The 26,683-nt window shown below is 30.8% G+C and carries 29 protein-coding genes; 3 read left to right on the forward strand and 26 right to left on the reverse strand.

Translation table 11 applies throughout. The features are described 5' to 3' along the window. Nucleotides 1-24 precede the first annotated feature (24 nt). Together UF10_RS06245 and UF10_RS06250 are read right to left on the reverse strand one after the other, a co-directional pair. Nucleotides 25-1,263: an aminotransferase class I/II-fold pyridoxal phosphate-dependent enzyme gene (locus UF10_RS06245; protein WP_106776963.1), complete on the reverse strand. Its 1,239-nt coding sequence runs from the start codon at nucleotides 1,261-1,263 to the stop codon at nucleotides 25-27. A 20-nt stretch (nucleotides 1,264-1,283) separates the two neighbouring features. Beyond that, the gene (locus UF10_RS06250) at nucleotides 1,284-2,087 is read right to left on the reverse strand and encodes an SDR family oxidoreductase (protein WP_106776964.1); all 804 of its coding nucleotides are present in this window, start codon (nucleotides 2,085-2,087) and stop codon (nucleotides 1,284-1,286) included. Nucleotides 2,088-2,166: 79 nt separating this feature from the next. On the opposite strand from UF10_RS06250, the gene UF10_RS09400 reads away from it, so the two are divergent. Then, nucleotides 2,167-2,298: a hypothetical protein gene (locus UF10_RS09400; RefSeq protein ID WP_278309092.1), complete on the forward strand. Its 132-nt coding sequence runs from the start codon at nucleotides 2,167-2,169 to the stop codon at nucleotides 2,296-2,298. Nucleotides 2,299-2,393: 95 nt separating this feature from the next. On the opposite strand, the gene rpsI is transcribed toward UF10_RS09400, so the two are convergent. The 6 genes from rpsI to truA all read right to left on the reverse strand — a co-directional run bounded on the left by rpsI (nucleotide 2,394) and on the right by truA (nucleotide 8,543). Continuing rightward, nucleotides 2,394-2,786 (reverse strand): 30S ribosomal protein S9, encoded by a 393-nt coding sequence (rpsI, locus tag UF10_RS06255; RefSeq protein WP_106776965.1) that lies wholly within the window; start codon nucleotides 2,784-2,786, stop codon nucleotides 2,394-2,396. A 25-nt stretch (nucleotides 2,787-2,811) separates the two neighbouring features. Next, nucleotides 2,812-3,243, reverse strand: a complete 432-nt coding sequence (rplM, locus tag UF10_RS06260) for a 50S ribosomal protein L13 (protein WP_106776966.1) — start codon at nucleotides 3,241-3,243, stop codon at nucleotides 2,812-2,814. A 409-nt stretch (nucleotides 3,244-3,652) separates the two neighbouring features. After that, nucleotides 3,653-4,882 (reverse strand): DUF1015 domain-containing protein, encoded by a 1,230-nt coding sequence (locus tag UF10_RS06265; protein WP_106776967.1) that lies wholly within the window; start codon nucleotides 4,880-4,882, stop codon nucleotides 3,653-3,655. 279 nt (nucleotides 4,883-5,161) lie between these two features. Next, complete coding sequence (locus UF10_RS06270) at nucleotides 5,162-6,100, reverse strand: D-2-hydroxyacid dehydrogenase (RefSeq protein ID WP_106776968.1); 939 nt, start codon at nucleotides 6,098-6,100, stop codon at nucleotides 5,162-5,164. Nucleotides 6,101-6,382: 282 nt separating this feature from the next. Further along, nucleotides 6,383-7,456, reverse strand: coding sequence for a pyridoxal-phosphate-dependent aminotransferase family protein (locus UF10_RS06275; RefSeq protein ID WP_106776969.1), 1,074 nt, complete (start codon nucleotides 7,454-7,456; stop codon nucleotides 6,383-6,385). Between the two features lie 337 nt (nucleotides 7,457-7,793). Further along, the gene (gene truA / locus UF10_RS06280; protein ID WP_106776970.1) at nucleotides 7,794-8,543 is read right to left on the reverse strand and encodes a tRNA pseudouridine(38-40) synthase TruA; all 750 of its coding nucleotides are present in this window, start codon (nucleotides 8,541-8,543) and stop codon (nucleotides 7,794-7,796) included. A gap of 783 nt (nucleotides 8,544-9,326) precedes the next feature. Between truA and aroE the strand changes: the two genes are divergently transcribed. Further along, on the forward strand, nucleotides 9,327-10,631 hold the full coding sequence (gene aroE / locus UF10_RS06285) for a shikimate dehydrogenase (RefSeq protein WP_106776971.1): 1,305 nt from the start codon (nucleotides 9,327-9,329) through the stop codon (nucleotides 10,629-10,631). A 42-nt stretch (nucleotides 10,632-10,673) separates the two neighbouring features. After that, nucleotides 10,674-11,612 carry a DMT family transporter gene (locus UF10_RS06290; RefSeq protein ID WP_106776972.1) on the forward strand — a complete coding sequence of 313 codons (939 nt, stop codon included), beginning with the start codon at nucleotides 10,674-10,676 and terminating at the stop codon, nucleotides 11,610-11,612. Nucleotides 11,613-11,667: 55 nt separating this feature from the next. On the opposite strand, the gene UF10_RS06295 is transcribed toward UF10_RS06290, so the two are convergent. The 18 genes from UF10_RS06295 to UF10_RS06380 all read right to left on the reverse strand — a co-directional run bounded on the left by UF10_RS06295 (nucleotide 11,668) and on the right by UF10_RS06380 (nucleotide 26,673). Next, a complete protein-coding gene (locus UF10_RS06295; protein ID WP_106776973.1) occupies nucleotides 11,668-11,937 on the reverse strand; it encodes a chorismate mutase in 270 nt (89 codons plus the stop codon). A 147-nt stretch (nucleotides 11,938-12,084) separates the two neighbouring features. Next, on the reverse strand, nucleotides 12,085-13,182 hold the full coding sequence (gene aroC / locus UF10_RS06300; RefSeq protein ID WP_106776974.1) for a chorismate synthase: 1,098 nt from the start codon (nucleotides 13,180-13,182) through the stop codon (nucleotides 12,085-12,087). Further along, the gene (aroA, locus tag UF10_RS06305; RefSeq protein ID WP_106776975.1) at nucleotides 13,163-14,650 is read right to left on the reverse strand and encodes a 3-phosphoshikimate 1-carboxyvinyltransferase; all 1,488 of its coding nucleotides are present in this window, start codon (nucleotides 14,648-14,650) and stop codon (nucleotides 13,163-13,165) included. The genes aroC and aroA overlap by 20 nt, the downstream gene beginning before the upstream one ends. Before the next feature lie 254 nt (nucleotides 14,651-14,904). Further along, a complete protein-coding gene (gene aroB, locus UF10_RS06310) occupies nucleotides 14,905-15,969 on the reverse strand; it encodes a 3-dehydroquinate synthase (RefSeq protein WP_106776976.1) in 1,065 nt (354 codons plus the stop codon). Between the two features lie 344 nt (nucleotides 15,970-16,313). After that, nucleotides 16,314-16,778 (reverse strand): methylated-DNA--[protein]-cysteine S-methyltransferase, encoded by a 465-nt coding sequence (locus UF10_RS06315; RefSeq protein ID WP_106776977.1) that lies wholly within the window; start codon nucleotides 16,776-16,778, stop codon nucleotides 16,314-16,316. Nucleotides 16,779-17,354: 576 nt separating this feature from the next. Further along, a complete protein-coding gene (locus tag UF10_RS06320; protein WP_146130771.1) occupies nucleotides 17,355-17,591 on the reverse strand; it encodes a hypothetical protein in 237 nt (78 codons plus the stop codon). Between the two features lie 603 nt (nucleotides 17,592-18,194). Then, nucleotides 18,195-19,004 carry an energy-coupling factor transporter transmembrane component T family protein gene (locus UF10_RS06325; protein WP_106776979.1) on the reverse strand — a complete coding sequence of 270 codons (810 nt, stop codon included), beginning with the start codon at nucleotides 19,002-19,004 and terminating at the stop codon, nucleotides 18,195-18,197. Then, nucleotides 18,997-19,908, reverse strand: a complete 912-nt coding sequence (locus tag UF10_RS06330) for an energy-coupling factor transporter ATPase (protein WP_106776980.1) — start codon at nucleotides 19,906-19,908, stop codon at nucleotides 18,997-18,999. The genes UF10_RS06325 and UF10_RS06330 overlap by 8 nt, the downstream gene beginning before the upstream one ends. Next, nucleotides 19,893-20,729 (reverse strand): energy-coupling factor transporter ATPase, encoded by an 837-nt coding sequence (locus UF10_RS06335; protein ID WP_106776981.1) that lies wholly within the window; start codon nucleotides 20,727-20,729, stop codon nucleotides 19,893-19,895. Before UF10_RS06335 ends, UF10_RS06330 begins: the two co-directional genes overlap by 16 nt. 787 nt (nucleotides 20,730-21,516) lie before the next feature. Further along, a complete protein-coding gene (locus tag UF10_RS06340; RefSeq protein ID WP_106776982.1) occupies nucleotides 21,517-22,455 on the reverse strand; it encodes a phosphoglycerate dehydrogenase in 939 nt (312 codons plus the stop codon). A 453-nt stretch (nucleotides 22,456-22,908) separates the two neighbouring features. Then, nucleotides 22,909-23,250 (reverse strand): 50S ribosomal protein L17, encoded by a 342-nt coding sequence (gene rplQ, locus UF10_RS06345; RefSeq protein ID WP_106776983.1) that lies wholly within the window; start codon nucleotides 23,248-23,250, stop codon nucleotides 22,909-22,911. Nucleotides 23,251-23,305: 55 nt separating this feature from the next. After that, on the reverse strand, nucleotides 23,306-24,253 hold the full coding sequence (locus tag UF10_RS06350) for a DNA-directed RNA polymerase subunit alpha (RefSeq protein ID WP_106776984.1): 948 nt from the start codon (nucleotides 24,251-24,253) through the stop codon (nucleotides 23,306-23,308). A gap of 55 nt (nucleotides 24,254-24,308) precedes the next feature. Next, complete coding sequence (gene rpsK / locus UF10_RS06355) at nucleotides 24,309-24,710, reverse strand: 30S ribosomal protein S11 (protein WP_091975833.1); 402 nt, start codon at nucleotides 24,708-24,710, stop codon at nucleotides 24,309-24,311. Between the two features lie 32 nt (nucleotides 24,711-24,742). Further along, a complete protein-coding gene (rpsM, locus tag UF10_RS06360; protein ID WP_106776985.1) occupies nucleotides 24,743-25,114 on the reverse strand; it encodes a 30S ribosomal protein S13 in 372 nt (123 codons plus the stop codon). Between the two features lie 54 nt (nucleotides 25,115-25,168). Further along, complete coding sequence (gene rpmJ, locus UF10_RS06365) at nucleotides 25,169-25,282, reverse strand: 50S ribosomal protein L36 (protein ID WP_106776986.1); 114 nt, start codon at nucleotides 25,280-25,282, stop codon at nucleotides 25,169-25,171. A 30-nt stretch (nucleotides 25,283-25,312) separates the two neighbouring features. Continuing rightward, nucleotides 25,313-25,531, reverse strand: coding sequence for a translation initiation factor IF-1 (gene infA / locus UF10_RS06370; protein WP_091975831.1), 219 nt, complete (start codon nucleotides 25,529-25,531; stop codon nucleotides 25,313-25,315). Nucleotides 25,532-25,565: 34 nt separating this feature from the next. Further along, nucleotides 25,566-25,835, reverse strand: coding sequence for a KOW domain-containing RNA-binding protein (locus tag UF10_RS06375; RefSeq protein WP_106776987.1), 270 nt, complete (start codon nucleotides 25,833-25,835; stop codon nucleotides 25,566-25,568). Between the two features lie 196 nt (nucleotides 25,836-26,031). Further along, on the reverse strand, nucleotides 26,032-26,673 hold the full coding sequence (locus UF10_RS06380) for an adenylate kinase (RefSeq protein WP_106776988.1): 642 nt from the start codon (nucleotides 26,671-26,673) through the stop codon (nucleotides 26,032-26,034). Nucleotides 26,674-26,683 lie beyond the last annotated feature (10 nt).

Raw genomic sequence — 26,683 nt, forward strand, 5'->3', positions numbered from 1 at the left:
TGACCCCTTTTCAATATAAAAGACCTATTCTGCTAATGTTTTTAGCCTTCTCACGACTTCTTTCATAATCATAGGGTCAAGAGCATAACAAATTCTAAACCATCCTGCTTCATTGGCATTGAAAATTGCTCCCGGAGACATATTTAACTTTAAATCGTTAAATAATCTGCTCCAAAGTTTCTTTTCGCCCTCAAAGGTATCTTCTTCTAGATAATTTCTTAAGTTAGCGAAAACAAATAGTCCTCCCTTTGCTTCTTTTACTTCTATTCCTAGAGATTTCAAATCTTCTTTGATGCTCTCATAGCTTTTTTTCAATTGTTTTCCATTATTAGCTAACAACTCCTCTAGTCCATCTGACTTTAAAAGCTCAGTTAGTAGTGCCTGCGTATGAGTAGACACACCAGAGTAATAAGCTATATTTCTCATTCCTTTTAGTAAATCTTCATTGAAGGAAATTGCAAATCCAGTTCTAAAACCAGACAAGGCAAAATCTTTTGCAAAGCTACTTGTAACATGTACATGTGTTAAATATTCATCTGGAACTAAGTCTAGTGTACTTATCCATTCTGTCTCTTCACTATGTATAGTCTGTGCATATATTTCATCTGAAACTACTTCCAACTTTTTATCCATCGCAAAGTTTACTACATTCATTATTTCATTTTCTGAATAAACCTTACCTGTTGGGTTGTTAGGGGATGAGAATAAAATACCAACTACATTTTTACCTTTTGCTACTTCTTCATTATATGCTTTTTCAAACTCTTCTGTCTCTAAGTTCTCTTCATTGTAGACTGGAACTAGCTCTACTTTTGCTCTTTCAGAAAAATCATCAATAAAGCCTGAATAAAATGGTGCTGGTACTAAAAATACATCTCCTTCATCTCCAAGCATAGTTGCAAGCATCTCTAAAGCTAGAGAACATCCAGAACCAACTATTATATTTTTTTTGCTTATGCTTCTATTTTTCTTTCTCTTAAAAATTAACTTTTGCCAGTGATTTGCTATAGCAGTTCTAAACTCTTCACTTCCATAAAAATAATCATAATGAAGATTCTTAGATTCTAGTTTCATATTTTTTTGAATATTTTCAAGAAATGCTATAAGTTCTTTATCTATCAAGTGTGTTTCAGCTGTTCCTAAATTTATATATCCGTCTTTTCTATTTACAGGATCATATCTTTTATCTCTAGTGCTAAAGTCTGCGTGCATTAAAGCTGACATTTCCTTTACATTACTTTTTCCTCTTTTTGATAATGACATAATTTTCCCCCTCCAAATTATTAGTGACTTAAACCTGCTTCAGTTTGAATTCCTGGTCTAGATGCCAATCCCATAGTTGCATCTAATATTGCTCCATGAAGAACTGTTGATTCATCTTTTAATAACTGTTCAATCCAATATGATATTTCTTCTGGCTGTATTAGTCTCTTTTTAGGCTGTGCTAAATCAAATGCTGTTCTTTCTTCTTCGCTCATCTTTGATAAAGTACTAGAAGTAAACATTGGTGTTTCTGTTGCTCCTGGACAAACTGTGAATACATCTATTAGTGTATGTGTATTTTCTGCAGCCAATTGTTTTCCTAAAAATGCTACTGCTGATTTACTCATTCCATCGCTAAGTGTAAAGTATGGAAAAGCTGCTAATCCACCACCAACTGATGATATAAAAATCAACTTACTCTTAGTATCTTTTTCAAGTAGTTTTTTCTGAACTTTTTTATATATCCAAAGAGGTCCTAGGGCATTTACTGAAAACATTGCTGAATCTCTCTCAAAAGCTAGGTCATCACTACTTTTTGCATATTCTTTTACAGTACCAGAACCAAGCGCCGCATTAAATATTATTCCATCCCAATCATGTTCCAGTAAAAAGTCTGCATTTTTGATAGCATCAGGATCTCCTTGATCTAATTTATATGAGTATACCTGGCCTTCAAATTTTGCTTCTAGCTTTTTTGCCTTTTCAGAAGAACTTCTATAAGTGAAGTGAACTTCATAACCTTTTTCTGCTAGTAAATTTAATGTTGCTTCACCTATTCCTTGTGTCCCGCCTGTTAATAAAATTTTTTTTCTTGTGTTTTTCATTTTGCACCTCCAAGTTTTTTTAATTGTTGCAATCTTTTTATAATTCTTACACATCATTTTACAACATGGAGAATTCTTTATGAAAATCTCAACAGAATCTTCTTTAAAACTAGGTGAACTGTTAGACTATCTAAGAAAAAAATATGGATTTAAAACTAAAACTTCTCAAGTAGTAAAATCAATAAAAGGAAACTTCACTAAAGTTTTTTAATATAGATAAAAACTTTCTTAAATTTAAGATACAATAAAAAACCCCAAGATTCCTCTTGGGGTTTGTAAATTCTGTATAAAAAATTCTCTTTGAAACTATCTCTTTGAGAACTGTGGTGCTCTTCTGGCAGCCTTTAGACCGTACTTCTTTCTTTCCTTCATTCTTGGGTCTCTTGTTAAGAAACCTTCAGCCTTTAAAGCTGGTCTTAGGTCTGCATCAACCTTTAATAAAGCTCTAGATAGACCGTGTCTTATTGCACCAGCCTGTCCAGTGTATCCGCCACCCTGAACGTTTACTATAACGTCATACTTGTTTTCATTTCCAGTTACTACTAGAGGCTGCTTTACTTCTCTGATAAGTGTATCATAATTGAAGTAATCCTCTAAATTCTTTCCATTTACCTTTATGTTACCTTCTCCAGCTACTACTCTAACTCTAGCTACAGAATACTTTCTTCTTCCTGTTCCGTAATATTGTACATTAGCCATTAATCAAAATCCTCCTCTCGATATCCTACTTAAAGTTTAAAACCTGTGGGTTCTGAGCTGCATGTGTATGTTCAGCACCTCTGAATACTCTTAGTCTAGTCATCATGCTTGCTCTATGCTTGTTCTTTGGAAGCATACCGCTAACTGCATGTGCTACTACTTCTTCTGGCTTCTTTTCCATCATTTCCTTATATGAGATTTCCTTTAACCCACCTACATAACCTGTATGATATCTGTAGAACTTCTGAGTAAGCTTCTTTCCTGTTAATACTACCTTCTCAGCGTTTACCACTATAACAAAATCTCCACCATCAACGTGTGGTGTAAATGTTGGCTTATTCTTTCCTCTTAATACTGTTGCTATTTCTGTTGCTATACGACCTAAAGTCTTACCTTCAGCGTCAACTATATACCAGTCTCTCTTAGTGTCTGCTGGCTTAGCTATATAACTATTCATAAAGACCCTCCTTAACTTTTCACATTTGTTTTAATTTCCTGCATATATGTAAAGTCCGGGGCAAAAGTGGACTTATTAACACATTCTTGTATATTTTACTACTATTGTGTTGAAAAGTCAATCACTTAAGCCTATCTTTTTGGTCTATTTATCATTTTTTTGTAAAATAATCAATAAATTTGACTATTTCCATAAAAATAGTCAAAGTCAGGAATTTTATCCTGACTCTGACGGGTTGGGTTTGGTCTATAGTATTACCTGAATCGCAATTTTATCATCTATAACAAGAATTTTTTAAATTTTTCTTACTATAAAACATCAATCTAAATATTAAGCAGTTTATTTGAATATATTTATAAATATATTCATCGTTTATAGTTTTACTATTTATTAATAGTTTTATTTCAATTTATAATCTGTGTAAAAATAACCCACATCTAACTTTTGGTTCAAACCAAGTAGATTTAGCAGGCATAATTTTCTTTTCATCAGCTACCTGCATCAATTCTTCAATAGATGTTGGGTATAAAGAAAAGCCTAGCTTCATATCTTTATCAACTCTCTTTTTAATTTCTCCTACCCCTCGAATTCCTCCTATAAAATCTATTCTAGGATCTTTCTGAGGTACTGTAATATCTAATATCGGCTCTATAAGATAATTATTAAGCACACTAACATCCAACTTTTCTATTGTTCCATCTAACTTCTCTATATTTTTAAATTTAAGATTATACCATCTTCCATCTAGATACATCCCATATTCATATTTTTCTTGAGGTTTTATCTCTTCTTTAGATTCCTCCACTATAAAATTTTTTTCAACCTTATTGATAAACTCATCTACTTCTAGTTTATTTATATCTTTAATTACTCGATTATAATCCATTACGTAGAGATTATCTTTTGGGGCAATCATAGCAAGGTAGAAGTTAAATTCCTCTTCTGGATTATAGTTTGGATTTTCTTTTCTTTTCTTAAGTGCATATGATTCGGCTGCCGCAGATCTATGATGTCCGTCTGCAATATAAAGGCTATCTACATCTTCAAAAGCAGACTCCATCATCTTGCTTTCTTTATCATCTAAAATCCATACTGTATGCCTTATTCCATCTACTGACTTGAAATCATAAAGTGCTTGGGAATTCATTTTTTCTTCTATCATCTTATCTATATTTTTATCTGTATCATATGTAAGAAGAATTGTTCCTGTATTAGCTTTACAATATTCTATATGCTTGATTCTATCAGCTACCTTGTCTGGCTTAGTGTGTTCATGTATTTTTATTTTTCCATCCAGACTTTCATCTACTGATACACATCCCACTATACCAACTTGACTTCTTCCATCCATTATTTCCCTATAAATATATAAATGGGGATTTTCATCTTGAATAAAAATACCTCTATCAATAAAATCTTCTAGGTTTTCAGCTGCCTTTTCATATACTTTTTCAGAGTGAATATCCGTATCAGGGGGTAAATCTATCTCAGCTCTATCAATTCTCAAGTATGAATTTTCATTATTTCTAGCCATTTCCCTAGCTTCTTCTGTATTCATAGTATCGTATGGAAGTTCTGCCACACAATCAACATATTTTTCATTTGGTCTTAACGCCTTAAAAGGCCTTACTCTTACCATTATTTCCTCCTTTAATTATATGATTGAAGTGGTCAGGATATTTTTAAGATATTGACCACTTCAACCCCACACTCTTTAAACAATTTATTGCTTTTTATTTTCTCTTAAATTAATAATTTACTTATTTGTTTTCATAAATATATAAATTTTTACTTTTTATCATAAAATTGTTTTTATATTATTTTTATTACTTAATTTTCCTTTATTTTTTATCTATTTTATTACTTATTTATTGATTCTTAATGCCTATAAGTAACTTTTTTATATAAAATATTGAAGCTAACATCCTGAAGCATTTACAAGTATACAGGTAAAATAATTTATTACTATATCTGCTATTTCAAGACCTATTCTTTCCTGCGCTTCCCTTGTAGATGCACCTATATGAGGTGTTACAGTTACTTTAGGATGATTCAAAAGCCCCTCAATTGGCTGTGGTTCATTTTCAAAGCAATCTATGGCTGCTCCTGCAATCTCATTAGTATTTATCGCTTCTAACAGATCTTCTTCTTGAACGATTCCTCCTCTTGCACAGTTAATAAAAAAAGCTGTCTCCTTCATATTTTTAAATACTTCTTTATTAAACATATACTTAGTGTCTTCAGTCAATGGAGTATGTACCGTTATATAATCTGCCTTTTCTATAATCTCTTCAAATTTAGCAAATTTAAAACATTCTCTAGCATCAATGTGCTCTACAATATCATTATAAATTACATTCATACCAAGATTATTTGCTTTTTCTGCCAAACTTCTAGCTATGTTACCAAATCCTATAAGTCCTAAAGTCTTTCCGTGAATTTCTGTTCCCTTAAGTTTTTTCTTTGCCCACACACCTTCTTGTAATGTAAGGTTTGCTAGCTTAACATTTCTAGCAAGAACTAACATCTCACATAAAACTAGCTCTGCCACTGCATTTGAGCTTGCACAAGGTGTATTTCGTACTTCTATTCCCCTGGCTTTTGCATAAGCCACATCTATGTTATCTAGACCAACGCCCCCCCTAACAACCAACTTTAATCTGCCAGTTTTAAGGGCTTCATCAATTATATTTTGTCTGATCTTTGTTGCTGATCTCACTATTATTACATCTACTTCTTTTATTTTTTCCTTCAATTCTTCCTCAGGATAGAACTTCTCTTCAACATCAAATCCCTGATTCAATAATATCTCTATTGCATTTTTATCCATACCATCTGTAATCAATATCTTTTTCATTCTAGTTACCTCCGTTAAACACTCATCATTTAATATATTTTTCTTCTCATTTAATCATTTTTATTCGCCATGTTTTATAGCCCTATATATTTTAAATTGAATATATTTTTGAATATTTTACTTAAAATCCATTATTAAAATATTTAAATTTGAATTTAAAGCCACTTATTTTAACTTTAATAATGCTATGTCAAAATATAAGCATTCAATTTTTGTAATATTCTTTTAATTTACTATCTTTTAATTTCTACTAAATAACTTATTTTGAAAAATTGAATAGACTTATTTAAAATCTAAAATTTCGTCAATAGTATCCAGTAAATATTGAATATCTTCAATCTGGTAGTCGCCCATATGTGATATTCTAAATGTTTTTTCCTTTAAATCACCATAACCATTGGCAATTTGCATTCCTTTTTCTTGTAATTTTGAATTTAGCTGTGAAATATTTATGTTCTGTGAATTTTCTATGACTGTTAATGTGTTTGACAAATATTTTTGATCAGTGAATAATTTGAAGTGTTTTTCGGCCCATGTTCTGACTAAATTAGCCATGTCCTCATGTCTTTGGAATCTATTGTCCAAGCCTTCTTCTAAGATATTGTCTAGCTGATAATCTAATGCGTACATGTGAGATATTGAAGGTGTTGAAGGATATTGATAATTCTTTTTCTTGAGATACTTATAAATCGCTAGTAAGTCTAGGTATGTACCTCTAAATTCTACTGTTTCAGCTCTTTGGATTGCCTTTTGAGAGAATGTACAAATTGCCATTCCTGGAGGTAGTCCAAGTGCTTTTTGAGTTGATGTTATGAGAATGTCTATTCCCCACTTATCTGTCTCAATCTTTACTCCACCTGCTGAACTTACTGCATCCACACAAAATATTACATCTGGATATTTCTTTACTACTTTCGCAATTTCAGCTATTGGATTTGTTATCCCAGTAGATGTTTCGTTATGTTGAATTGTTATCAAATCATAATCACCAGTTGATAGTATGTCATCAACCATTTCTGGAGTGATTGCCTTTCCCATATCCACTTTATACAAATCAGCTTTGACATTATTTGTCACTGCCATTTTATACCATCTGTCTCCGAATGCGCCACAGGAGCACACAGCTGCCTTCTTGGATGTGCAGGATCTTATAGCACCTTCCATTAGGCCAGAGCCAGAGGATGTGGATAGAAGTACTTCCTCTTCAGTATATAACATTTTTTGTAACTTTTCGCTTATGCCCTTTTGCAGTGCACTAGCATCTTTCCCTCTGTGTCCTATCATTGGTGTCGCCATTCTTTGAAGAACATCTTCGCGGACATCAATTGGACCAGGTATAAATAACTTCCTAGTCATTTTGGGACCTCCTTTTCATAATTTTTATTTTTATCTTCATAAAATTGTTTTATAAAGACAATCTCAATTCAACTAAATAAATTTAAACTCTTTGATTTTTATACTAGAGTCATATTTTATTTTAATAATATATTTTAGTTATTTGAAGGAAGATTGAAATCCTCTGTCAAAATTGAAATTATATCTATTTTACCCCTAATTATATACTGTGTCAAGAATTTTTTGATAATTTTAAATAATAATTTTATATGTAATATACTTTCATTTGCTTTTATAGCTTTTTCTATTAAATTTCAAAATAAAAGACTAAAGTATCTACACTCTAGTCTTTTTATTATTAGTAATCTACACTCTTTAAAAATAAACCTTGAGCAGGAGCTGTATGCCCAGCTCTTTTTCTATCCCCTGACTTTATTATTTCAGAAAGGCTCTCTGTTATTTTCCCCTTGCCTATATCTACAAGTGTTCCTGCAATAATCCTAACCATATTATATAAAAATCCGCTTCCCTCAACTTCTATCACTATAAGTTCGCCTTCCCTATATATATCAGCTCTATATATCCTTCTAACACTTGTTTTGACAGATGATCCAGTACTCATAAAACCACGAAAATCATGTTCGCCTTCCAAGTCTTTTATACTTTTTTTCATCTTTTCAAAATCCAACTCTTTTCTTACATGATATGATATATCATTATAAAATGGATTCCTAAGCCTTGCTGGATATATCATATATTTATATGTTTTTCTATGTGCAAGATATCTAGAATGAAACTCCATATCCACTTCTTCTGCATCTACAATTGCTATATCATCTGGAAGGTATCTATTTATAATCTCTGGGTATTTTTCTATTGGTATATTGCTCTCTACAATAAAATTGGCTACTTGAGCCATAGCATGAACTCCAGCATCTGTCCTACCTGAGCCTATTATTTCTATACTATCCTTTTTAAAGGCTTTTTCGCAGGCACGCTCTAGCTCACCTTGAATTCCACGTGTATTATTTTGTTTTTGCCAACCCTTAAAGTTTGTACCCTTATAGGCTATTATCAGCTTTATATTTTTTAAATCTTCTTTACTCATCTATTATTTCCTCCTAGTAAAAATCAGGTTTTTATTTACTCTTTCTAAGCAACACTTCTTATATTCTAAAATATATTTTAAAATAATTAAATACCTTTTTTCTTTATTTTAATAGAAATTGTATTTAACTCAGTTTTTGTATATAATTATAACTAAAAATGACAGTATTTTAAAAATTTTAGTAGATATACCAATAGTTCAAAATATCATGAGTATAACTTGAAAGCCAATATTTTGAAATAGATATCTAACTTATTTACCTTTTAGCCTTTGTATATCTCTTTATTTATTGATTGCCTCATTAGTAACTTAGAGTATTTTATTTTTAATACTCTAAGTTTTTTTAAAAAATATATTTTCATTTCTAAATTCACCTTAATAAATAAAAAACTTTTTCCTTTTTTAAAAGATATAAAATGATTTTCCTAGCCCTTTTTTTTTAAAAAAGAAAGCTCCATTTTTTTAAGAACTTTTTGTCAAATAATGTTCCTTCAAAAGCTTTAATTATCCTTATAAATCTGATATTATTAATAGAGCCTATATTATTTTGAAGTTAAATAGGCTCTTTCAATATGCTATCAAATATGCTTAATTGATAATTATTTAGATTTACATTGCTTCTAAGTTTTTTGAGTTAGTTTATCTTTATATAGCTATTTTCTATATCTTTGAATATATACATTTATCTATATAACTTATATATTTCTAAACTCTTCCTAATATACTTATAGTAAGAAGCTATTTTTTCGTGCAAAAATTTATTTTATTTAAAGGAGGGATTCCATGAAAAATTATGGATTATTTGGTGAGCATTTATCTCATTCTAAATCACCTGAAATTCAAAAGCATATATATAATTTAATAGGCTATGATGCTGATTATAATTTATATGAATTTCCAAAGGGTGACTTGAGTAATTATATAAATAGACTAAAAAATAATTCTCTCGATGGAGTAAATGTTACTATCCCTTACAAAAAAGATGTAATTGAATATCTAGATGTTTTAGATCCCAAAGCTAAAGATATCGCTGCAGTAAATACTATTGTCAGAAAAAACGGCTTGCTTTACGGCTATAATACAGACTATTATGGAATCGAAAAAACTTTGGAAACTTTTGATCCAGTAGAAAATAAAGACTGTCTAATACTTGGATATGGGGGTGCAAGTCAGCCTCTAATACATTTTCTTGCGGATAAAAATGCAAAAACAATTTATATAGCTAGTAGAAAATCAGAAAAATACAAGGATTTTAAGTTAAAAAATAGCAATATAGTATTTTTAAGCTATGAAGAATTAAAAAATATTCAGGCTTATATTATATTTAATAGTACTCCTGTAGGTATGTATCCTAATGATAATACCTCTCCTGTAGGCAGGGACGTTTTGAGTAACTTTAGTATTGCGATAGATTTTATATATAATCCTAGCTGCACAAAGTTTCTTTCATATGCAAAAGAATGTGGTCTTAAAACTCAAAATGGATTGAAAATGCTGGTTTACCAAGCACTTAAATCTATAGAAATTTGGAAAGAAGAAAAAATTGAAGAAAATAAACAAATGGATACATATTTGCACTTTAGATCATTGCTTCAAGAATCAGATAGCATTTGCCTAATAGGACTACCAGCATCTGGGAAATCAACTCTCGGTAAAATGCTTGCAGATTATATTGGCTATGACTTTATAGACTTGGATAGCTATATTGAGGATTTTACTATGATGAGCATTGAAGATATTTTTGAAATTCATGGCGAAAATTACTTTAGAGAAATAGAGAGTCGCTTACTAGCTGATCTTATAAAGAAGAAAGATACTGTTATTTCGCCAGGCGGAGGTATTGTTTTAAGAGAAAATAATAGAGACTTGTTGAGAAAATGCGATAAAGTTTTCTATATAAAAAGAGATTGTGAAGATATATTAAATAATGTAAATTTAGACAATCGACCACTCTTGAAGTCTTCACCTCAAAAAATCTATGAACTGTATAATGAAAGACATCTACTATATGAGAATCTTTCTAACTATACTTTATATAATAATTCATCTTTAGAAAACTTGCTTTTAGAAGCACTTTTATGTTTTTAATCAAAATACATAAATTACTTTTTATATTTTAGGAGGATATATATGAGTGAAGCAGAAAAGAAAAAAAGAGGTGTCTGGATGATGATCTTTGCCACTTTATTTTGGGGTTTTATGGGAATCTCAAATAGATATCTAAATGAGGTTAACTTTCAACCTATAGATATTGCATTTACAAGATCAATCATTGGAGCCATACTTACAACAATATTTTTATTAATAACAAATCGTTCAGCCTTTAAGGTTACATTTAAGGGTTTTATGTTTTGTGCACTTTACGGAATTATAAACTACTCTATAGGTATATCACTTTACAGTCTTTCTGTAGAAAGAATACCAATCGGTGTAGCAACTGTTTTAATGTTTTCAAATCCGATTTGGGTTACACTTTTAAACTATATCTTTTTTAAAGAAAAAATAAGCTTTAAAAAAATGATTGTTATACTTACTTGTATCTTTGGATGTATGTGTATTATAGATATATTCTCTACAGGTGGTCAGAATCTAGATTTAATAGGTATTACAGCAGGTGTTTTAGATGGAGTTACTTTTGCACTTCAAATTGTTATGCCTAGGTTTGTTGAAAAGACTATTTCAAAAGATTCTATTTTACTATATGGTTTCTGGAGTTCTGCAATTTGTCTAATATTCTTTGCTGATATTCCTAGACTTGCATCTGGTATTATTAACTCTCCAAACCCTCTATTTTACTTTGGAAATGTATTATCTATAGGTGTTTTATCTACATTTGTTGCCAATACATTTTATGTTAATTCTACTAAGTATATAGGTACTTCTCTTCCTAGTATGATGGTTGCTCTTGAACCAACTTTTGCAACTGTGCTTGCATTCTTTATATTTGGAGAAAGTATGAAACCAATACAGATTCTTGGAACTCTTATAGTTATTGGTTCAGTTATGGCTCTTGAGTTAAACTTTGAAAAAATTATGAATAGACTAAAAGGCGGTTCCTTTGCACAATAGTTATATTTTTATACAATTAATAAAACACTGATGTTTTTTCATCAGTGTTTTTGTTTTACTTTATTGTATCAAATTGAAGTTTTTTAGATATTTCCATTATTTTTTTTATATATTCTACAGCGTATTCCTCATACTTTTTATTATTAAGATCTGATATGCATTTTTTAAGTATATCAAATTCCCTATCTGGATGAAAAATATCCATTCCATGTTCTTTTTTATATTCGGCTACAAGGCAGGCCATATCCATTCTTTTTTCAAATAATACAATCAACTCTTTATCGATAGAGTCTATCTCATCTCTGTACTTTAATAAAACGTCCATCTAACTACTCCTAATCAACTCATAATTATTGCTTTTACTGACCCCCACCCAACATTTGGGACCATAAAATTCATAAAATATAACACCCTAATTCTCTTAATTATATCTATAATAACACAAATTTATCTAACGTCAAGATTATTTTTATCATTTGATTTCACTTCTATCAACTAATAAACAGTCCAATATACTAATAGCTGTACAGGCCTCTACTACCGCTATTGCACGTGGAGCTATAATTGGATCGTGTCGTCCTTTTAATTTAAAAATCTCATTTGACTCACTTTCCAAATTAATGCTTTTTTGCTCCTTTGCTATTGAAGATGGTGCCTTGATTGCAAGTGTAAATACTATAGGCATACCATTTGATATACCTCCATTGATTCCTCCATTATGATTTGTCCTTGTCCTTACTTTTTTATCATGGTCATAGTAAAATTCATCATTGGCCTCAGAACCCAACATCTTGCTAATATCAAATCCACTTCCAAACTCTATGCCCTTTACCCCTGGAATCGAAAACATAATACTAGAAATTACAGACTCAATGGACTCAAAGAAGGGATCACCTATTCCTGCTGGCAATCCAATTGCTGAGCATTCTATCCTAGCTCCAAGAGAATCGCCCTCTTTTTTTACATCAATTATTTTTTGATGTATAATTTCCCTCTTGCTCTTATCTAAAAGAGGAAGATACTCCTTTTTTAGTTCTTTAAAAATCTCTTTATTTAAAGTTTTCTCAGAAAATTTTTCATCCTCTATATCTTTAACACTTCTTATGTGTGAGGATATATATATATCTTCATCTTCTAGTATTTGTTTTGCAATTGCTCCAGCAAATACTAGTGGCGCAGTTATTCTTCCTGAGAAATGTCCGCTTCCTCTATAATCATTAAATCCATTATATTTTTGATTTGAAGAATAGTCTGCATGCCCTGGTCTCATTATATTCTTCACTTGAGAGTAATCATTTGATCTATGGTCTTTATTTTTTATTATCATAGTCAAAGGAGCACCCGTAGCTCTTTCTTTGAATACTCCACTAATAATCTCTGGATAATCACTTTCTTTCCTTGCTGTAGATATGTCATTGCGACCAGGAGCTCTTCTATCCATCTCTTCCATAATACTATCAATATCAATTTTCACTCCGCTTGGGACACCATCTAAGACTATACCGATATGACTTCCATGTGACTCTCCAAATATTGTTACTTTAAATTTTCTACCCCAAGTCGCACTCATATATACCTCCCAATTCTCTATATTTTTCCCAAAAATCCGGAAAAGATTTTGATACTGAATCAGCATCTTTAATAATTATAGCTTCCTTACAAACAGTAGAGGCTATTGCTAACATCATTGCTATCCTATGATCTTTATGACTATCTACAATGACTGCTCCATTTAGCTTTTCTACTCCATTTATTTCTAAAAAATCTTCTCCTGATTTTATATTAGCACCCAATTTATTTAATTCACAATCTACTGCTTCTAGCCTATCAGACTCTTTTATTCTAAGTCTAAATATATTACTTATCCTTGTTTTACCCTTGCTAAGAGATGCTAGTAAAGCTACTATTGGAACTATATCTGGAATATCACTTCCATCAAATGAATATCCCTTTTTGCATCCCTGTCTGATTAAAAGTTTTTTCCTATTACTTTTTTCATCTAGAGAGCTTTCTTTGTTTTTAAGTTCATTATCTATATTTTTTTCTAAATCTAAGTCTTCAGAGATAAGATAATCCACAAACTTTACACTAGCACCAAAATTTTTTAGCAATTCTAATATTTTTCTATCCCCTTGAAGCGAGCTTTCGGAAACTCCCAACATATCAATTTCATTTCCAAGAGCATTTGCTACGGCAAAAAATGCCGCCTGAGAATAATCTCCCTCTATGTAGCTATCCCTTGAAATATAACTTTGATTTGCTTTTATTTTGAAACTTTTATATTCATTGTTTTCTATTTCTATACCATATTTTGAGAGACAATCTATAGTTAGATCAACATATGATTTTGATTCAAGCTTATTTTCTATAATAATCTCACTATCATGATTAAGAAGTGGTAGTAAAAACATCATACCAGATATAAATTGAGAGCTTATTTTTCCATCCATATAGAATTTTTCGGATCTAAGCCCTTTTCCACCCTCTATCAAGATCTCTTCTTGATTTTTTTGATATGAAATACCTTCCATATCAAATATTTTAAAATATGGATCCATAGGTCTCTTCAAAAGTCTCCCCTGTGCTTGTATATGAAATTTTTTATTGAATATAGTCAAAATAGGTAATAAAAATCTAATTGTAGACCCCGATTCTCTACAATTAATAACTAGCTTTTCTATATAATCTTTATTGTTTGATTCTCTAGTAGCTATATCTTTAGCCTCTAGTTTATTTCTTTTTTCCTTGTCAGAAGCTTTATCATCTATCTCTAATAGCTTTATCTTATTTCCTATGCCATATACTTTTATACAATCCTTACCCATCTCAAATCTTGCACCAAGGGCTTTCATAGCATCAATACTTGCAAGTATATCTTGAGAATACGCTATATTTGAAATTTCACTGACACCCTCTGCAAGTGCCGAACATATTATATGTCTGTGGGCGATACTTTTTGATGGTGGTAACTTTAATTCTCCACTTAGCTTTGACGGAATTACTTTAATATCCAACTTTAAACTCACCTTCTTACTCATTTTTATATATTCGATTTTTTATTGCTTTTATATAATCTTTCTTATTCTTTCTATCATAATAGTTTTTACTGCCATATATTGTCTACTTAATATAAAGCTATAAAACTTTTTTGCTATTTCTATATAGCTTTTCTTGCTTGTATAGATTTTTCACTATTTCTATAATTTTTTTACTACTCTTATATTATTTTTTAAATCAAAAATAAAGACTAGCAATACACTTACTGCTAATCTTTATTATATAATAAATTTTATTATTCCACAAAAAAATCTGTATTTGCTTCTATTATCTTCCCATTTCCTATCTCATCTACTATTATTAACTTTAATCCTGATCCAAAATTTTTCTTATCCTTAGCTATATAAGTCAGTAGTTCTTTATTTTCAACTTCATCGCTAATAGGAAGTCCATAATGTTTCATAATAGATCTTACTTCGATTAAAACTTTTTCATCTATCATTTTATTTTTATACGCACACTCTGTTATTCTTGACATACCTATTGCTACAGCTTCTCCATGAAGGTATTTTTTGAATTTATAGTGAGCCTCTATAGCATGTCCTAATGTATGACCAAAGTTTAGTAACATCCTATCACCGTGATCAAATTCATCTCTTTGAACAATTTCTTTCTTTATGCTACAAGATCTATAAATAATTTCATCTATAGAACTCATTAATTCTTCTCTACTATTGATTTCTGTTAGTTTATCAAATAAATCTCTATCTTTTATCAAAGAATACTTTATCACCTCAGCCATTCCATTTGTTAGATTTCTATTGTTAAGTGTAGATAATACTTCGCTATCTATCAACACCAAGGATGAACTATAAAAGCTGCCAACCAAGTTTTTTCCTTGAGGCAAATCTATTGCCGTTTTACCACCAACACTACTATCTACCTGTGCTAACAATGTTGTAGGAATTTGAATATACTCTATCCCTCTAAGATATGTGGCTGCCGCAAATCCAGCTAAATCACCCACTACACCGCCACCAAGTGCTACTATCATATCACTTCTACTGATTCCCAACTCGACCATTTCAGTATATATACCAGCAAGAGTCAAGATATTCTTTGCGTCTTCCCCTGGATTAATTACATATTTAAAAACATCAAATCCAGTTTCTTCTAGATTTTCTTTTACTTTTTCTCCATATATTTTATCTACTGTACTATCTGTTACAATGAAAATCTTTCCAATAGAAAGAGCTTTTTCTTTCATCATTTCAACTATTAATTCTCCAGCATTTGCCAGAATCCCATTTTCTATTACTATATTATAATCAGAAAACTTTGTTTTAACATTCAACCTCATATTTACACCCTCTAAGCAATATATTTAAAATTTACAGCAGTAAAGAAACTATCATATAAAAATAGTCAATAATAGTTTAATTTATCTGCTTTTTATAAGTTAATGGCTTTAGATATATTTTCTATAAATTCATAGCTTAAATCTATACTCTATTAGCTTAATAACTTAGATGTATTTTCTATAAATTCATAGCCTTAGTAATACTTAATACATAGCTTTAAAATAATCTATATTAAAAGCAAGCTTTAACTCTTTAATTAATATTTATAAAAACTTTATCATTATGATTATATTTAGTTTAGTTACTAAAAATAAATTTGTCAATATATAAAAACAATCAAATTTTATTTATTTGACCTTTCCAGATTTATAAGATATTCCTTTACATCTAAACCAGCTGCATATCCAACAAGCTTGCCACTCTTTCCTATAACTCTATGACAGGGTACTATGATAATTATTGGATTTTTATTGTTGGCCATTCCTATAGCTCTTGCTGCCTTGGGACTTTGAATACTCTCTGCTATTTCTCCATAAGAAGCTAATTTTCCATAGTCAATGTCCATAAGTTTTTTCCAAACTCTCTTTTGAAATTCTGTACCATTTAATTTTATAGCGATATCAAACTCTTTCCTAGTACCTTCAAGATATTCCTCTATTTGTTTGGCGGTTTGTTTTATAAGATCTGTTTCTATAATACTTCCTTCTACATTTTTAACATCTTTAAAAAACACATCTGTAATATAATCACCCTCTTGTGCTATAGCTATTTTACCAATTTTAAATTCATAATAGTATAAACTCTTCATAGTATCACCTCTATCTACTCTATAACTCTATAACTCTATAACTCTATAACTCTATAACTCTATAACTCTATAACTCTATAACTCTATAACTCTATAACTCTATAACTCTATAACTCTATAACTCTATAAACTTATTATATCATAATCGACAAGAAAAAAGAACATTTGTTCTCTTTTTATTTTCATTTTTTCTATTATTTTTGATTTAATCCATAAAAATAATGAGAAGCCTTATTTTCAAGACCTCTCATTATTGATTAAAGAATATTTGAATTAGTCACGTCTATTTAACGGTGCTAATTTCACAATAGCTTTAAATGAACTATGTAGTTTATTTCATATCTATAATTAGTCACTTTAAGCTAGATATGTAATTTGTTTTATATCTATATTATCTACTTCTGATAATATAGTACGGATTTTATTTTTAACTATTTCATTTTTATATGGCTTTTTTATATATTTTTTTATTTATGTTATTTATGTTTTTTTATGTCTATATTTTTATTGATTAGTAAAATCTTATTTTATTGGATATATATTATTTTACTTTACTTAGCTAATAAATCCTTCTTACTATTTTACTCCAAATCCCATATCATATGCCTCTTTCATAGCTGCATGATCTCTTATATCTCCTGCTTTTAATACTCCTGCTCCATATACTACGCCCATCTCATGAGAATCCGCTAGACAATATTCACTAAATCCTCTGAAAGTTTCTATAGCACGTGACATTCTTTCCTTGCTTGTATCCTCTGCTGAAAGTATAAAATAGAATTCTTTTCCCTTTAAATTTTTAAAGAGATACACATACATTACTAAACTAGTTCAGTATTATTTTTGATCGTCATTTTAGGATATACTAAAGTTAAAAGTACTGAAGACTTGAATTTGACAGCCAAAGAACTCATTGTAATTTTAGCTAGTTTATTTCTCATTTATTAGCTATAAATCTAACTATTTAGCTCAATTAACATATATGAAATTCTTAAAATCGAATGAGTAATTTGAGCTTATATATTTTTTTAATATGTATTTATCCTACAAAATATACAAATACATCTATTTTAAGCTTAATAACTTAAATTATAATATAAGAGGAAAAAATAAGCAATAGCCGTTAATAGTAAATCATTTTAATTGTATATATTTTGTATATCAAAATAATATTTTTTACTTATAAATCAATCATATTATATTATAATCACTTTTTTTCTTTATATTATTAGCTTATTTCTATTTTAAAAAAATAATTTTAAATTTCTAAAAATTATGTAAATTGCAGCAAACTTTCTTTTCTCTAAAAAAAGAGAAGCTCAATTTTATATGAGCCACTCCTTTTATTATCTTGAATTTTTGGCTTTCTAAATCTTTTTCCTATCTTCTTATTTCTATCAGATTTCTAACTTATATTTATATTATTTTTATAAATCTACTTGCTATAGTAAATGCTAGAAATACTAAAACAATAAAATCAGCCATATAATCTTTCTTTTCAAGAATACTCTGCTTCATCTTTGTTCTATTATCTCCTCCTCTATAACACCTCGCCTCCATAGCCATTGCTAGCTCGTCAGCACGTCTAAAAGCACTCACAAACAAAGGTATCAATAAAGGTATCATATTCTTGGCCCTGCTCACTATATTGCTACTCTCAAAGTCTGCACCCCTAGACATCTGTGCCTTCATAATTTTATCTGTCTCATCTAAAAGTGTAGGTATAAATCTAAGTGCAATAGTCATCATCATAGCCAATTCATGAGCTGGAAATCCTATCTTCTTTAGAGGAGAACAAGCATTTTCAATACCGTCTGTCAGCTCTATTGGAGAAGTTGTAAGGGTAAGTATTGAAGTTCCTAGAACAAGTAAAATAAGTCTAATAGCCATAAAAAATGCCGTTCTAACGCCTTGTTCGTATATTTTCAAAAACCCTAACTGCCACAATATATCTCCGCCTCTAATAAAGAATATATTGATTACAAAAGTAAATAATATAATCCATCTCAAAGGTCTTACACCTTTTAAGACATAGTTCACAGGGATATTTGATGCCTTAGTTACAAGAAGCATCAAAAGTATTATCACTGCATATGGCCAAAACTGATTCACCACAAATATAGAGATCATAAATATAATTGTAGCAAACAATTTCGTCCTAGCATCCAAGGAATGGACTATTGATTTGGTAGGATAAAACTGTCCCAATGTAATATCTTTAAGCATCTTCTCCCACCTCACCTTCTGAACTTTTAACTCCATCTAAAAAGTCTTTTTCTCTAAGACATCTTTCTATCTCTTCTTTTATTTCAGTAATATTTATAACATCTGTCCTTACATTATATCCTGCTTTTTCTCTAAGCTTTAAAGCAAGCTCTAAGACTTGAGGTATATCTAGCCCCATACCCTTTAACTTGTCTGCATTATCTTTAAATATCTCTCTAGGAGATCCTATCATAGCCATTTTACCATGATCCATTACCATCAAAGTATCTACTAGTTTGGCCATATCGTCCATACTATGAGATGATAATATTACAGTCATATCATTATTTTTGTGAAGATCTTTTATCAGCTTAAATATCTCATCTCTACCACCTGGATCCAGCCCTGCTGTAGGTTCATCAAGAATCAGTACTTCAGGGTGCATAGCTATTACACCCGCTATTGCTACTCTTCTTTTTTGCCCACCTGATAAATCAAATGGAGATTTTTCCGAAAACTCATCATAGTCTAGTCCTACATCTTTCATTGCAGTTTCAACTCTTTCTTGGATTTCCTTTTCATCAAGTCCAAGATTTGATGGACCAAATGCAATATCTTTTGCCACTGTTTCTTCAAATAGCTGATATTCTGGATATTGAAATACTATCCCAACTCTTTTTCTTATTTCTGTAAGATTTTGATCCTTCTTTGTAATATCAAAATCATTAATATATATTTTACCTGAATTGGCTTTCATAATTCCATTTAAATGCTGTATAAGAGTTGATTTACCTGATCCTGTATGACCTATAAGACCAACAAAATCTCCGTCTTTTATCTCAAAACTCACATCATCCAGTGCCTTATGTGCAAATGGCAAGCCTTCATTATAAATATGTGTTAAATTCTCTACCTTAATTGACATAATTCACCCACCATTTCATCCACAGTCAAAATATCCTGCTTAATTTCTATTCCGTCCTCTGCTAAAATATGAGAAAGTTCCGTCATATATGGAACATCAAGACCTATTCTCTTTAGCTCTGATACATGAGAAAATACTTCCTTTGGTGTTCCCTCAAGAACCTTTCTACCCTTTTCCATTACAACTACTCTATCAGCCTCGACTGCTTCCTCCATAAAGTGTGTAATGTGAAGCACAGTTATATTGTGTTCGTGATTAAGCCTCTTGATAGTATTCATTACCTCAGCTCTTCCTGAAGGGTCTAGCATAGCTGTAGCCTCATCAAAAATTACACAGTCAGGTCTCATAGCAATTATACCTGCTATTGCTACCCTTTGCTTCTGTCCGCCTGAAAGTAAGTGTGGCTGTCTATCTCTCATCTCATACATGTCTACGCTTTTAAGGGCTGCATCTACTCTTTCTCTAATTTCTTTTGGATCTATACCTAGATTTTCACATCCAAAAGCCACGTCTTCTTCTACAATTGTTGCTACTATCTGGTTATCTGGATTTTGAAATACCATACCAGCACTTTGTCTAATATCCCAGATTTTTTCCTCATCTTTAGTATTCATACCATTAACCAAGATATTACCGCTCGTAGGAACTAAGATAGCATTTAGATTTTTAGATAGAGTCGACTTTCCAGAGCCATTATGTCCTATAATTGCCACAAATTCTCCTCTTTTTATCTCCATACTAAAGTTGTCTATTGCACGGTGAGTATTTTCTTCGCTTACGTATTCAAATACCAAATCATCTACTTTAATAATATTTTCCATTGTTTCAACTCATTCCTCCACTTACTTAAATTCACCATATACATAAAAAATAATTGTTTACAAGATAAATTCAGCGTATATAAAAAGAAACACCTTCGTGTTAATTTTTAAAGTAAATATATACACCAATCTTCTATCATCTTAATTCGGATAGGCTATCCTACACATATAGTAACAATCGGATATCTTATCTTAATGTTTTACTATAACAAACAAAAATATATAAAAATTAAAATATGATTATACGATATCAATCTGCCTCATATCATCTTAGTCGAGATACAATGGTATTTAGCAATCTCTACATTCTAAATTCGGATAAAAAAATACCCTACACATCTTTGAAAAGTAATTTTGTATATGGCTATGACTTTACACAGTCATGGTCTTATTATACCACAATTTAGCTCTATATAATAATAAATTTATACTTATAACATTTGAAATAATAGGCTTTCTAGATAATATTTTATATTTGATTTTGTAATTTTTTTATTGGATAATATCTATTATTTATAATTTAAATAGACTTGAAATTTACTATATATAAACTATATAGACATATAGACTATTTTTTTATAATTCAAAAAGTGCCAAGCTATCAACTTGGCACTTTTAGTTTTAAATTATTTTTATATTATTTTAATCTTTTATTTAAGTTTAAACTCAAAGATTTGCCGACTAATTCAAGTAACAATCTAAAGCCATATAAATTTTTATTTGTAACCGACAACTTATATTCTATTACTAAATATATTTTATTGCAAGGTATTTCTTTATTGTTTATTTAATAACCTTTTTTTATATCTTTTATATAGTTTAAAGGCTGTTTTTTCTCTGCATATGATTTGAAATTTTCATATATTCCGTCAAATAATCTATACTTATTATTTTCTGAAACCCAAGTATTATGTGGTGTTATAATCACATTTTCACTATCCCATAGATAACTATTTTTATCTAGAGGTTCTTCCTCTACCACGTCCAAGGCTATGCCCTTGAATTTCTCTAAAAAGAACTTCAGAGCCTGCAAATCTATCAGATTACCTCTACCTACATTTATCAAAATTGATCCTTCTTTCATCAATTCCATCCTTCTTGAATCTATTATATGTTCAGTAGCAGATGTGTAGGGCATTGCACCGACTATTACGTCACAGCCTTCAAAGAATTCATCACTCTTGTCTAGAGCAAAGCATCTATCAAAGCCTTCTATATCTCTTCCATTGGTATTTACTCCCCATATCTCTACATCAAATCCCTTTAATCTTTTTGATATAGACTTTCCTATGTTTCCTGTTCCTAATATACCAACCCTCTTTCCAGACAATTCCATCCAAGACATATCCATGTTCCAAATTTTATTTTCTTGTTTTTTGAAGGCTTGTTGGCTTTTTTTATATATTTCTAATATAAACATAATCACACTTTCAGCTATAGGTATATTATATCCTACCCTATTATTAGATAAATAAATGTTATTATCAACTAAATAATCTTTTGGAGTATGATTTATACCTGTACTAGTCAGGGCCAGGTACTTTAAATTTTTAAATTTCTCTATATCCACATAGTCAAAACCTGAATATGTACACCATATCTCAGCGTCATAGAAATCATCTCTTCCAGCCATATCTTCCTCCTTGACATAGATGATTTCATATCCTAAATCTTCTATCTTCTTCATATTCTCTTTTCCGAAACTATAATTAAAAACTGCTTTCATATCAATAATAGAGCATCTCCATATATAAAATGATGCCCATCCTCCTTTTCTGAATATTCTATACTTATATATATACCCAAAAACAAACAATTACCCAAATAAATCATAATATAAAAATAATTGCATAAAAAAAGCACTGCCTTATGCAGTGCAAAATATAAAATTAAGCCCTAGTAATTAATATATATTTATATTTATATTTATATATCTATATCTATATCTATATCTATATCTATATCTATTTATATTTTTATTTCATTTTATAACTATTATAAAAATCAGCTTTTTCAACTCTCTTGATCAGAAAGCTTTTCAATATTTTTGAATCTATAATATAGTTTTTATACTACTTTTTTAAAACTTTCCTAAATATAAAAGTATAAAGTAAAACTTTACAAAAAATAAAAAAGTGGTGTTGAAAGGGAGACCCTAACAACACCAGTAAATAACCAATTATACAAGCTCTATTATTGCCATTTCAGCACAATCGCCTCTTCTTGGTCCCATCTTCATTATTCTTGTGTATCCACCATTTCTTTCAGCATACTTTGGTGCGATGTTTTCAAATAAATCAGTTACAACTGTTTCATCTAAAACGTAAGCAAGAACTTGTCTTCTAGCGTGAAGATCACCCTTCTTAGCAAGAGTTATCATCTTTTCAGCCATTCTTTTAGTTTCTTTAGCTCTAGTAACTGTAGTTTCTATTCTTCCTTCTCTTAGTAAACTAGTCACTAGATTTCTTAGCATTAAGTTTCTGTGAGCAGTTTCACGTCCTAATTTACGGTAAGTTGTCATCTATTTCCCTCCTTTACATGATTTTTCGGTCATATAGTTTCAAATAAACTTGATTCTATTCTTCGTTAGGTCTTAACTTAAGGTCTAGTTCCTCTAACTTCTGGATAACTTCCTCAAGAGATTTCTTACCTAAGTTTCTAACCTTCATCATATCTTCTTCAGACTTATTAGCTAGTTCCTCAACAGTGTTGATACCTGCTCTCTTCAAGCAGTTATAAGATCTAACTGATAAATCTAATTCTTCTATTGTCATTTCAAGAACTTTTTCTTTCTTGTCCTCTTCTTTTTCTACCATTATTTCAACATTGCCTACATGTTCTGTTAAGTCAATGAATAATTTTAAATGTTCTTCAAGAACTTTTGCTGCAAGAGATATTCCTTCTTGAGGATTGATACTTCCGTTTGTCATTACTTCAAGCGTAAGTTTGTCAAAGTCAGATCTCTGACCAACTCTTGTGTTTTCAACATGGTAACTTACCTTTTCAATCGGTGTATAGATTGAGTCTACAGGTAGTACCCCTATTGGCATACTGTCATTCTTGTTTTCTTCAGCAGAGATATAACCTCTACCCTTATTTACATATAGTTCCATATTTAACTTTGAATTTTCATCCAATGTTGCAATATGTAGATCCTTACTTATTATCTCCACATCAGGAGGACATATAATATCAGATCCCTTTACTTCACAAGGGCCTTCTGCCTGTATCTTTAAAATTTTAGCTTCTTCATCATCTATAGTAGCTGATAGTTCCTTAAGAGAAAGTATAATCTCCGTAACATCTTCTTTCACTCCCGGAATAGTAGAGAATTCATGAAGTACTCCATCAATTCTTACAGCATATACTGCAACTCCAGGAAGAGAAGATAAAAGTATTCTTCTAAGTGCATTACCTATTGTAATACCAAAGCCTCTCTCTAGTGGCTCAACAACAAATTTACCATATCTATAATCTTCGCTTAACTCGACAATATCAACTTTTGGCTTTTCTATTTCTATCATGGATAAACCCTCCTATACAAATATATGGTCCTCTGAGGGTGAAATACCTCAAATACTACACTCTTCTTCTCTTTGGCGGTCTACAACCATTGTGTGGTATTGGAGTGACATCCTTTATCATTGTAACTTCTAGTCCTGTTGCCTGAAGAGCTCTTATTGCTGCCTCTCTACCTGAACCTGGTCCCTTTACGAATACTTCAACAGTCTTTAGACCATGTTCCATAGCTGCCTTTGCTGCAGTTTCAGCTGCCATCTGAGAAGCATATGGAGTAGCCTTTCTAGATCCCTTGAATCCTAACTGACCTGAAGATGCCCATGATAATGCATTACCGTGTACATCTGTTAGTGTTACTATTGTATTATTGAAAGTAGACTGTATATGTGCATGTCCACGTTCTATATTCTTACGTTCTCTTCTTCTTACACGTTGAACGACTTTCTTCTTGCCCTTTGCCATTGTTATTTCCCTCCTTTAACTACTGTATTCTATTACTTACTCTTCTTACGAGATACAGTTTTTCTAGGACCTTTTCTTGTTCTAGCATTAGTCTTAGTTTTCTGTCCTCTTAGAGGTAGTCCCTTACCGTGTCTTATACCTCTATAGCACTTTATATCTCTTAATCTCTTAATGTTAAGAGCGATTTCTCTTCTTAAGTCACCTTCAACAAGATGATCTTCATCTATAATCTTTCTAAGTTCATTTACTTCTTCTTCAGAAAGATCTTTAATTCTAGCATCTGGGCTTATACCAGCCTTAGCTAATATTTCGTTTGAAGTAGCTCTACCTATACCATATATATATGTTAAGCCTATTTCAGCTCTTTTTTCTCTAGGTAAGTCTACACCAGCTATTCTTGCCATATTTTCGCACCTCCTACGTTACATTTCTTGAGTTCTATCTATCTTCAGTATTGCCTAACCCTGTGTTTGCTTATGCTTAGGATTTTCGCAAATAACCATTACTTTTCCTTTTCTCTTAATAACCTTACACTTTTCGCATATCGGTTTTACAGATGGTCTAACCTTCATTATTTATCCCTCCTCAGACTATAAAATAGTCTACTTCTTACGCCAAGTGATTCTTCCTCTCGTAAGATCATAAGGGGAAAGCTCTATATTCACCTTATCGCCTTCGAGAATCCTTATGAAGTTCATTCTTAGCTTTCCTGATATATGACACAAAACTTCATGTCCATTTTCTAATTTTACTTTAAACATTGCGTTTGGTAAAGTTTCAGAAACTATACCTTCCAATTCTATTACATCTTTTTTGGCCATTAACTAACCAAACCTCCATTTCACAAGTTAAGACTTACTTTAACTTATCTATCTCAGCTCTTATGAAAGAATCTGTTATATTTTCTCCGTTTAGCAACAATTCTTTTACTTCTTCATTCACAAAGTTATATATATTTAAATGTTTTATTTTCTTCAACTTTGGTTTGTCCAGCTTCCTGCTCTTTCCATCAGCAATCATTACATAATCTTTATCTACAATAGAGACTATAATAAATAATTTTCCCTGATCTCTTCCACAGGAAGCTTTGACTAATTGACCAACACTTAAATTTTCTGATAGCATACAACGCCCCTCCTCTATGTGGTTAGTGAAGCTATCTTTTTAATTGCTACTTTCTAAACATCTTTTGCTATAAAAGCTTTCAAAGTTACTTTCATAGCAACCCTTATCGTCTTCAAACAGGGCCAACTCACGTTTCCCATGTCCTTTTGCGACGGGTGTTCATCAGTTCAACAATCTAAGAGCCCATTGGTTTTAACTAAGCTAACGCAGCTTTAATATCTTCAAAAACCTTATTAATATCCTGATTACCATTTATGTTAGCTATTACATTCTTTTCAGTGTAGTAGTCAACAAGTGGTTTTGTTTCAGATAAATAAACTTGTATTCTCTGAGAAACTGTTTCTTCATTGTCATCTGGTCTCTGTGTAAGAGCTGATTGACAAACATCACAGATTCCATCTTTCTTACTTGGATTGAATTTGATGTGATAAGTTGCACCACAGTTTTTACAAATTCTTCTTCCGCAAGCTCTTTCAATTAATAACTCAGAATCAACTTCTATGTTAATAACCTTGTCAAGAGCTACGTTATTTTCAGTAAGATACTTGTTTAAGTATTCTGCCTGAAAAATATTTCTTGGGAATCCGTCTAGCATGAAACCATCTTTACAGTCATCTTCAGATATTCTTGACGCTACAAGTCCGCATGTCAATTCATCTGGAACAAGCTTGCCCTGATTGATATATTCCTGAGCCTTCTTACCAAGCTCTGTGCCTTCCTTGATATTCTTTCTAAATATGTCCCCTGTTGAGATGTGTGGTACTCCGTAAGTGTCTACTATATTAGCAGCCTGAGTACCTTTCCCTGCACCAGGAGGTCCAAGTAATATTATTTTCATATTTATCATC

Origin of the sequence: Peptostreptococcus russellii (assembly GCF_003012055.1) — a bacterium.
GTDB lineage: Bacteria > Bacillota > Clostridia > Peptostreptococcales > Peptostreptococcaceae > Peptostreptococcus > Peptostreptococcus russellii.

Coding starts and splice junctions, on each gene's coding strand:
- UF10_RS06245 (WP_106776963.1), bottom strand. CDS start 1,263: ATGTCATTATCAAAAAGAGGAAAAAGTAATGTAAAGGAAATGTCAGCT.
- UF10_RS06250 (WP_106776964.1), bottom strand. CDS start 2,087: ATGAAAAACACAAGAAAAAAAATTTTATTAACAGGCGGGACACAAGGA.
- UF10_RS09400 (WP_278309092.1), top strand. CDS start 2,167: ATGAAAATCTCAACAGAATCTTCTTTAAAACTAGGTGAACTGTTAGAC.
- rpsI (WP_106776965.1), bottom strand. CDS start 2,786: ATGGCTAATGTACAATATTACGGAACAGGAAGAAGAAAGTATTCTGTA.
- rplM (WP_106776966.1), bottom strand. CDS start 3,243: ATGAATAGTTATATAGCTAAGCCAGCAGACACTAAGAGAGACTGGTAT.
- UF10_RS06265 (WP_106776967.1), bottom strand. CDS start 4,882: ATGGTAAGAGTAAGGCCTTTTAAGGCGTTAAGACCAAATGAAAAATAT.
- UF10_RS06270 (WP_106776968.1), bottom strand. CDS start 6,100: ATGAAAAAGATATTGATTACAGATGGTATGGATAAAAATGCAATAGAG.
- UF10_RS06275 (WP_106776969.1), bottom strand. CDS start 7,456: ATGACTAGGAAGTTATTTATACCTGGTCCAATTGATGTCCGCGAAGAT.
- truA (WP_106776970.1), bottom strand. CDS start 8,543: ATGAGTAAAGAAGATTTAAAAAATATAAAGCTGATAATAGCCTATAAG.
- aroE (WP_106776971.1), top strand. CDS start 9,327: ATGAAAAATTATGGATTATTTGGTGAGCATTTATCTCATTCTAAATCA.
- UF10_RS06290 (WP_106776972.1), top strand. CDS start 10,674: ATGAGTGAAGCAGAAAAGAAAAAAAGAGGTGTCTGGATGATGATCTTT.
- UF10_RS06295 (WP_106776973.1), bottom strand. CDS start 11,937: ATGGACGTTTTATTAAAGTACAGAGATGAGATAGACTCTATCGATAAA.
- aroC (WP_106776974.1), bottom strand. CDS start 13,182: ATGAGTGCGACTTGGGGTAGAAAATTTAAAGTAACAATATTTGGAGAG.
- aroA (WP_106776975.1), bottom strand. CDS start 14,650: ATGAGTAAGAAGGTGAGTTTAAAGTTGGATATTAAAGTAATTCCGTCA.
- aroB (WP_106776976.1), bottom strand. CDS start 15,969: ATGAGGTTGAATGTTAAAACAAAGTTTTCTGATTATAATATAGTAATA.
- UF10_RS06315 (WP_106776977.1), bottom strand. CDS start 16,778: ATGAAGAGTTTATACTATTATGAATTTAAAATTGGTAAAATAGCTATA.
- UF10_RS06325 (WP_106776979.1), bottom strand. CDS start 19,004: ATGCTTAAAGATATTACATTGGGACAGTTTTATCCTACCAAATCAATA.
- UF10_RS06330 (WP_106776980.1), bottom strand. CDS start 19,908: ATGTCAATTAAGGTAGAGAATTTAACACATATTTATAATGAAGGCTTG.
- UF10_RS06335 (WP_106776981.1), bottom strand. CDS start 20,729: ATGGAAAATATTATTAAAGTAGATGATTTGGTATTTGAATACGTAAGC.
- UF10_RS06340 (WP_106776982.1), bottom strand. CDS start 22,455: ATGAAAGCAGTTTTTAATTATAGTTTCGGAAAAGAGAATATGAAGAAG.
- rplQ (WP_106776983.1), bottom strand. CDS start 23,250: ATGACAACTTACCGTAAATTAGGACGTGAAACTGCTCACAGAAACTTA.
- UF10_RS06350 (WP_106776984.1), bottom strand. CDS start 24,253: ATGATAGAAATAGAAAAGCCAAAAGTTGATATTGTCGAGTTAAGCGAA.
- rpsK (WP_091975833.1), bottom strand. CDS start 24,710: ATGGCAAAGGGCAAGAAGAAAGTCGTTCAACGTGTAAGAAGAAGAGAA.
- rpsM (WP_106776985.1), bottom strand. CDS start 25,114: ATGGCAAGAATAGCTGGTGTAGACTTACCTAGAGAAAAAAGAGCTGAA.
- rpmJ (WP_106776986.1), bottom strand. CDS start 25,282: ATGAAGGTTAGACCATCTGTAAAACCGATATGCGAAAAGTGTAAGGTT.
- infA (WP_091975831.1), bottom strand. CDS start 25,531: ATGGCCAAAAAAGATGTAATAGAATTGGAAGGTATAGTTTCTGAAACT.
- UF10_RS06375 (WP_106776987.1), bottom strand. CDS start 25,835: ATGCTATCAGAAAATTTAAGTGTTGGTCAATTAGTCAAAGCTTCCTGT.
- UF10_RS06380 (WP_106776988.1), bottom strand. CDS start 26,673: ATGAAAATAATATTACTTGGACCTCCTGGTGCAGGGAAAGGTACTCAG.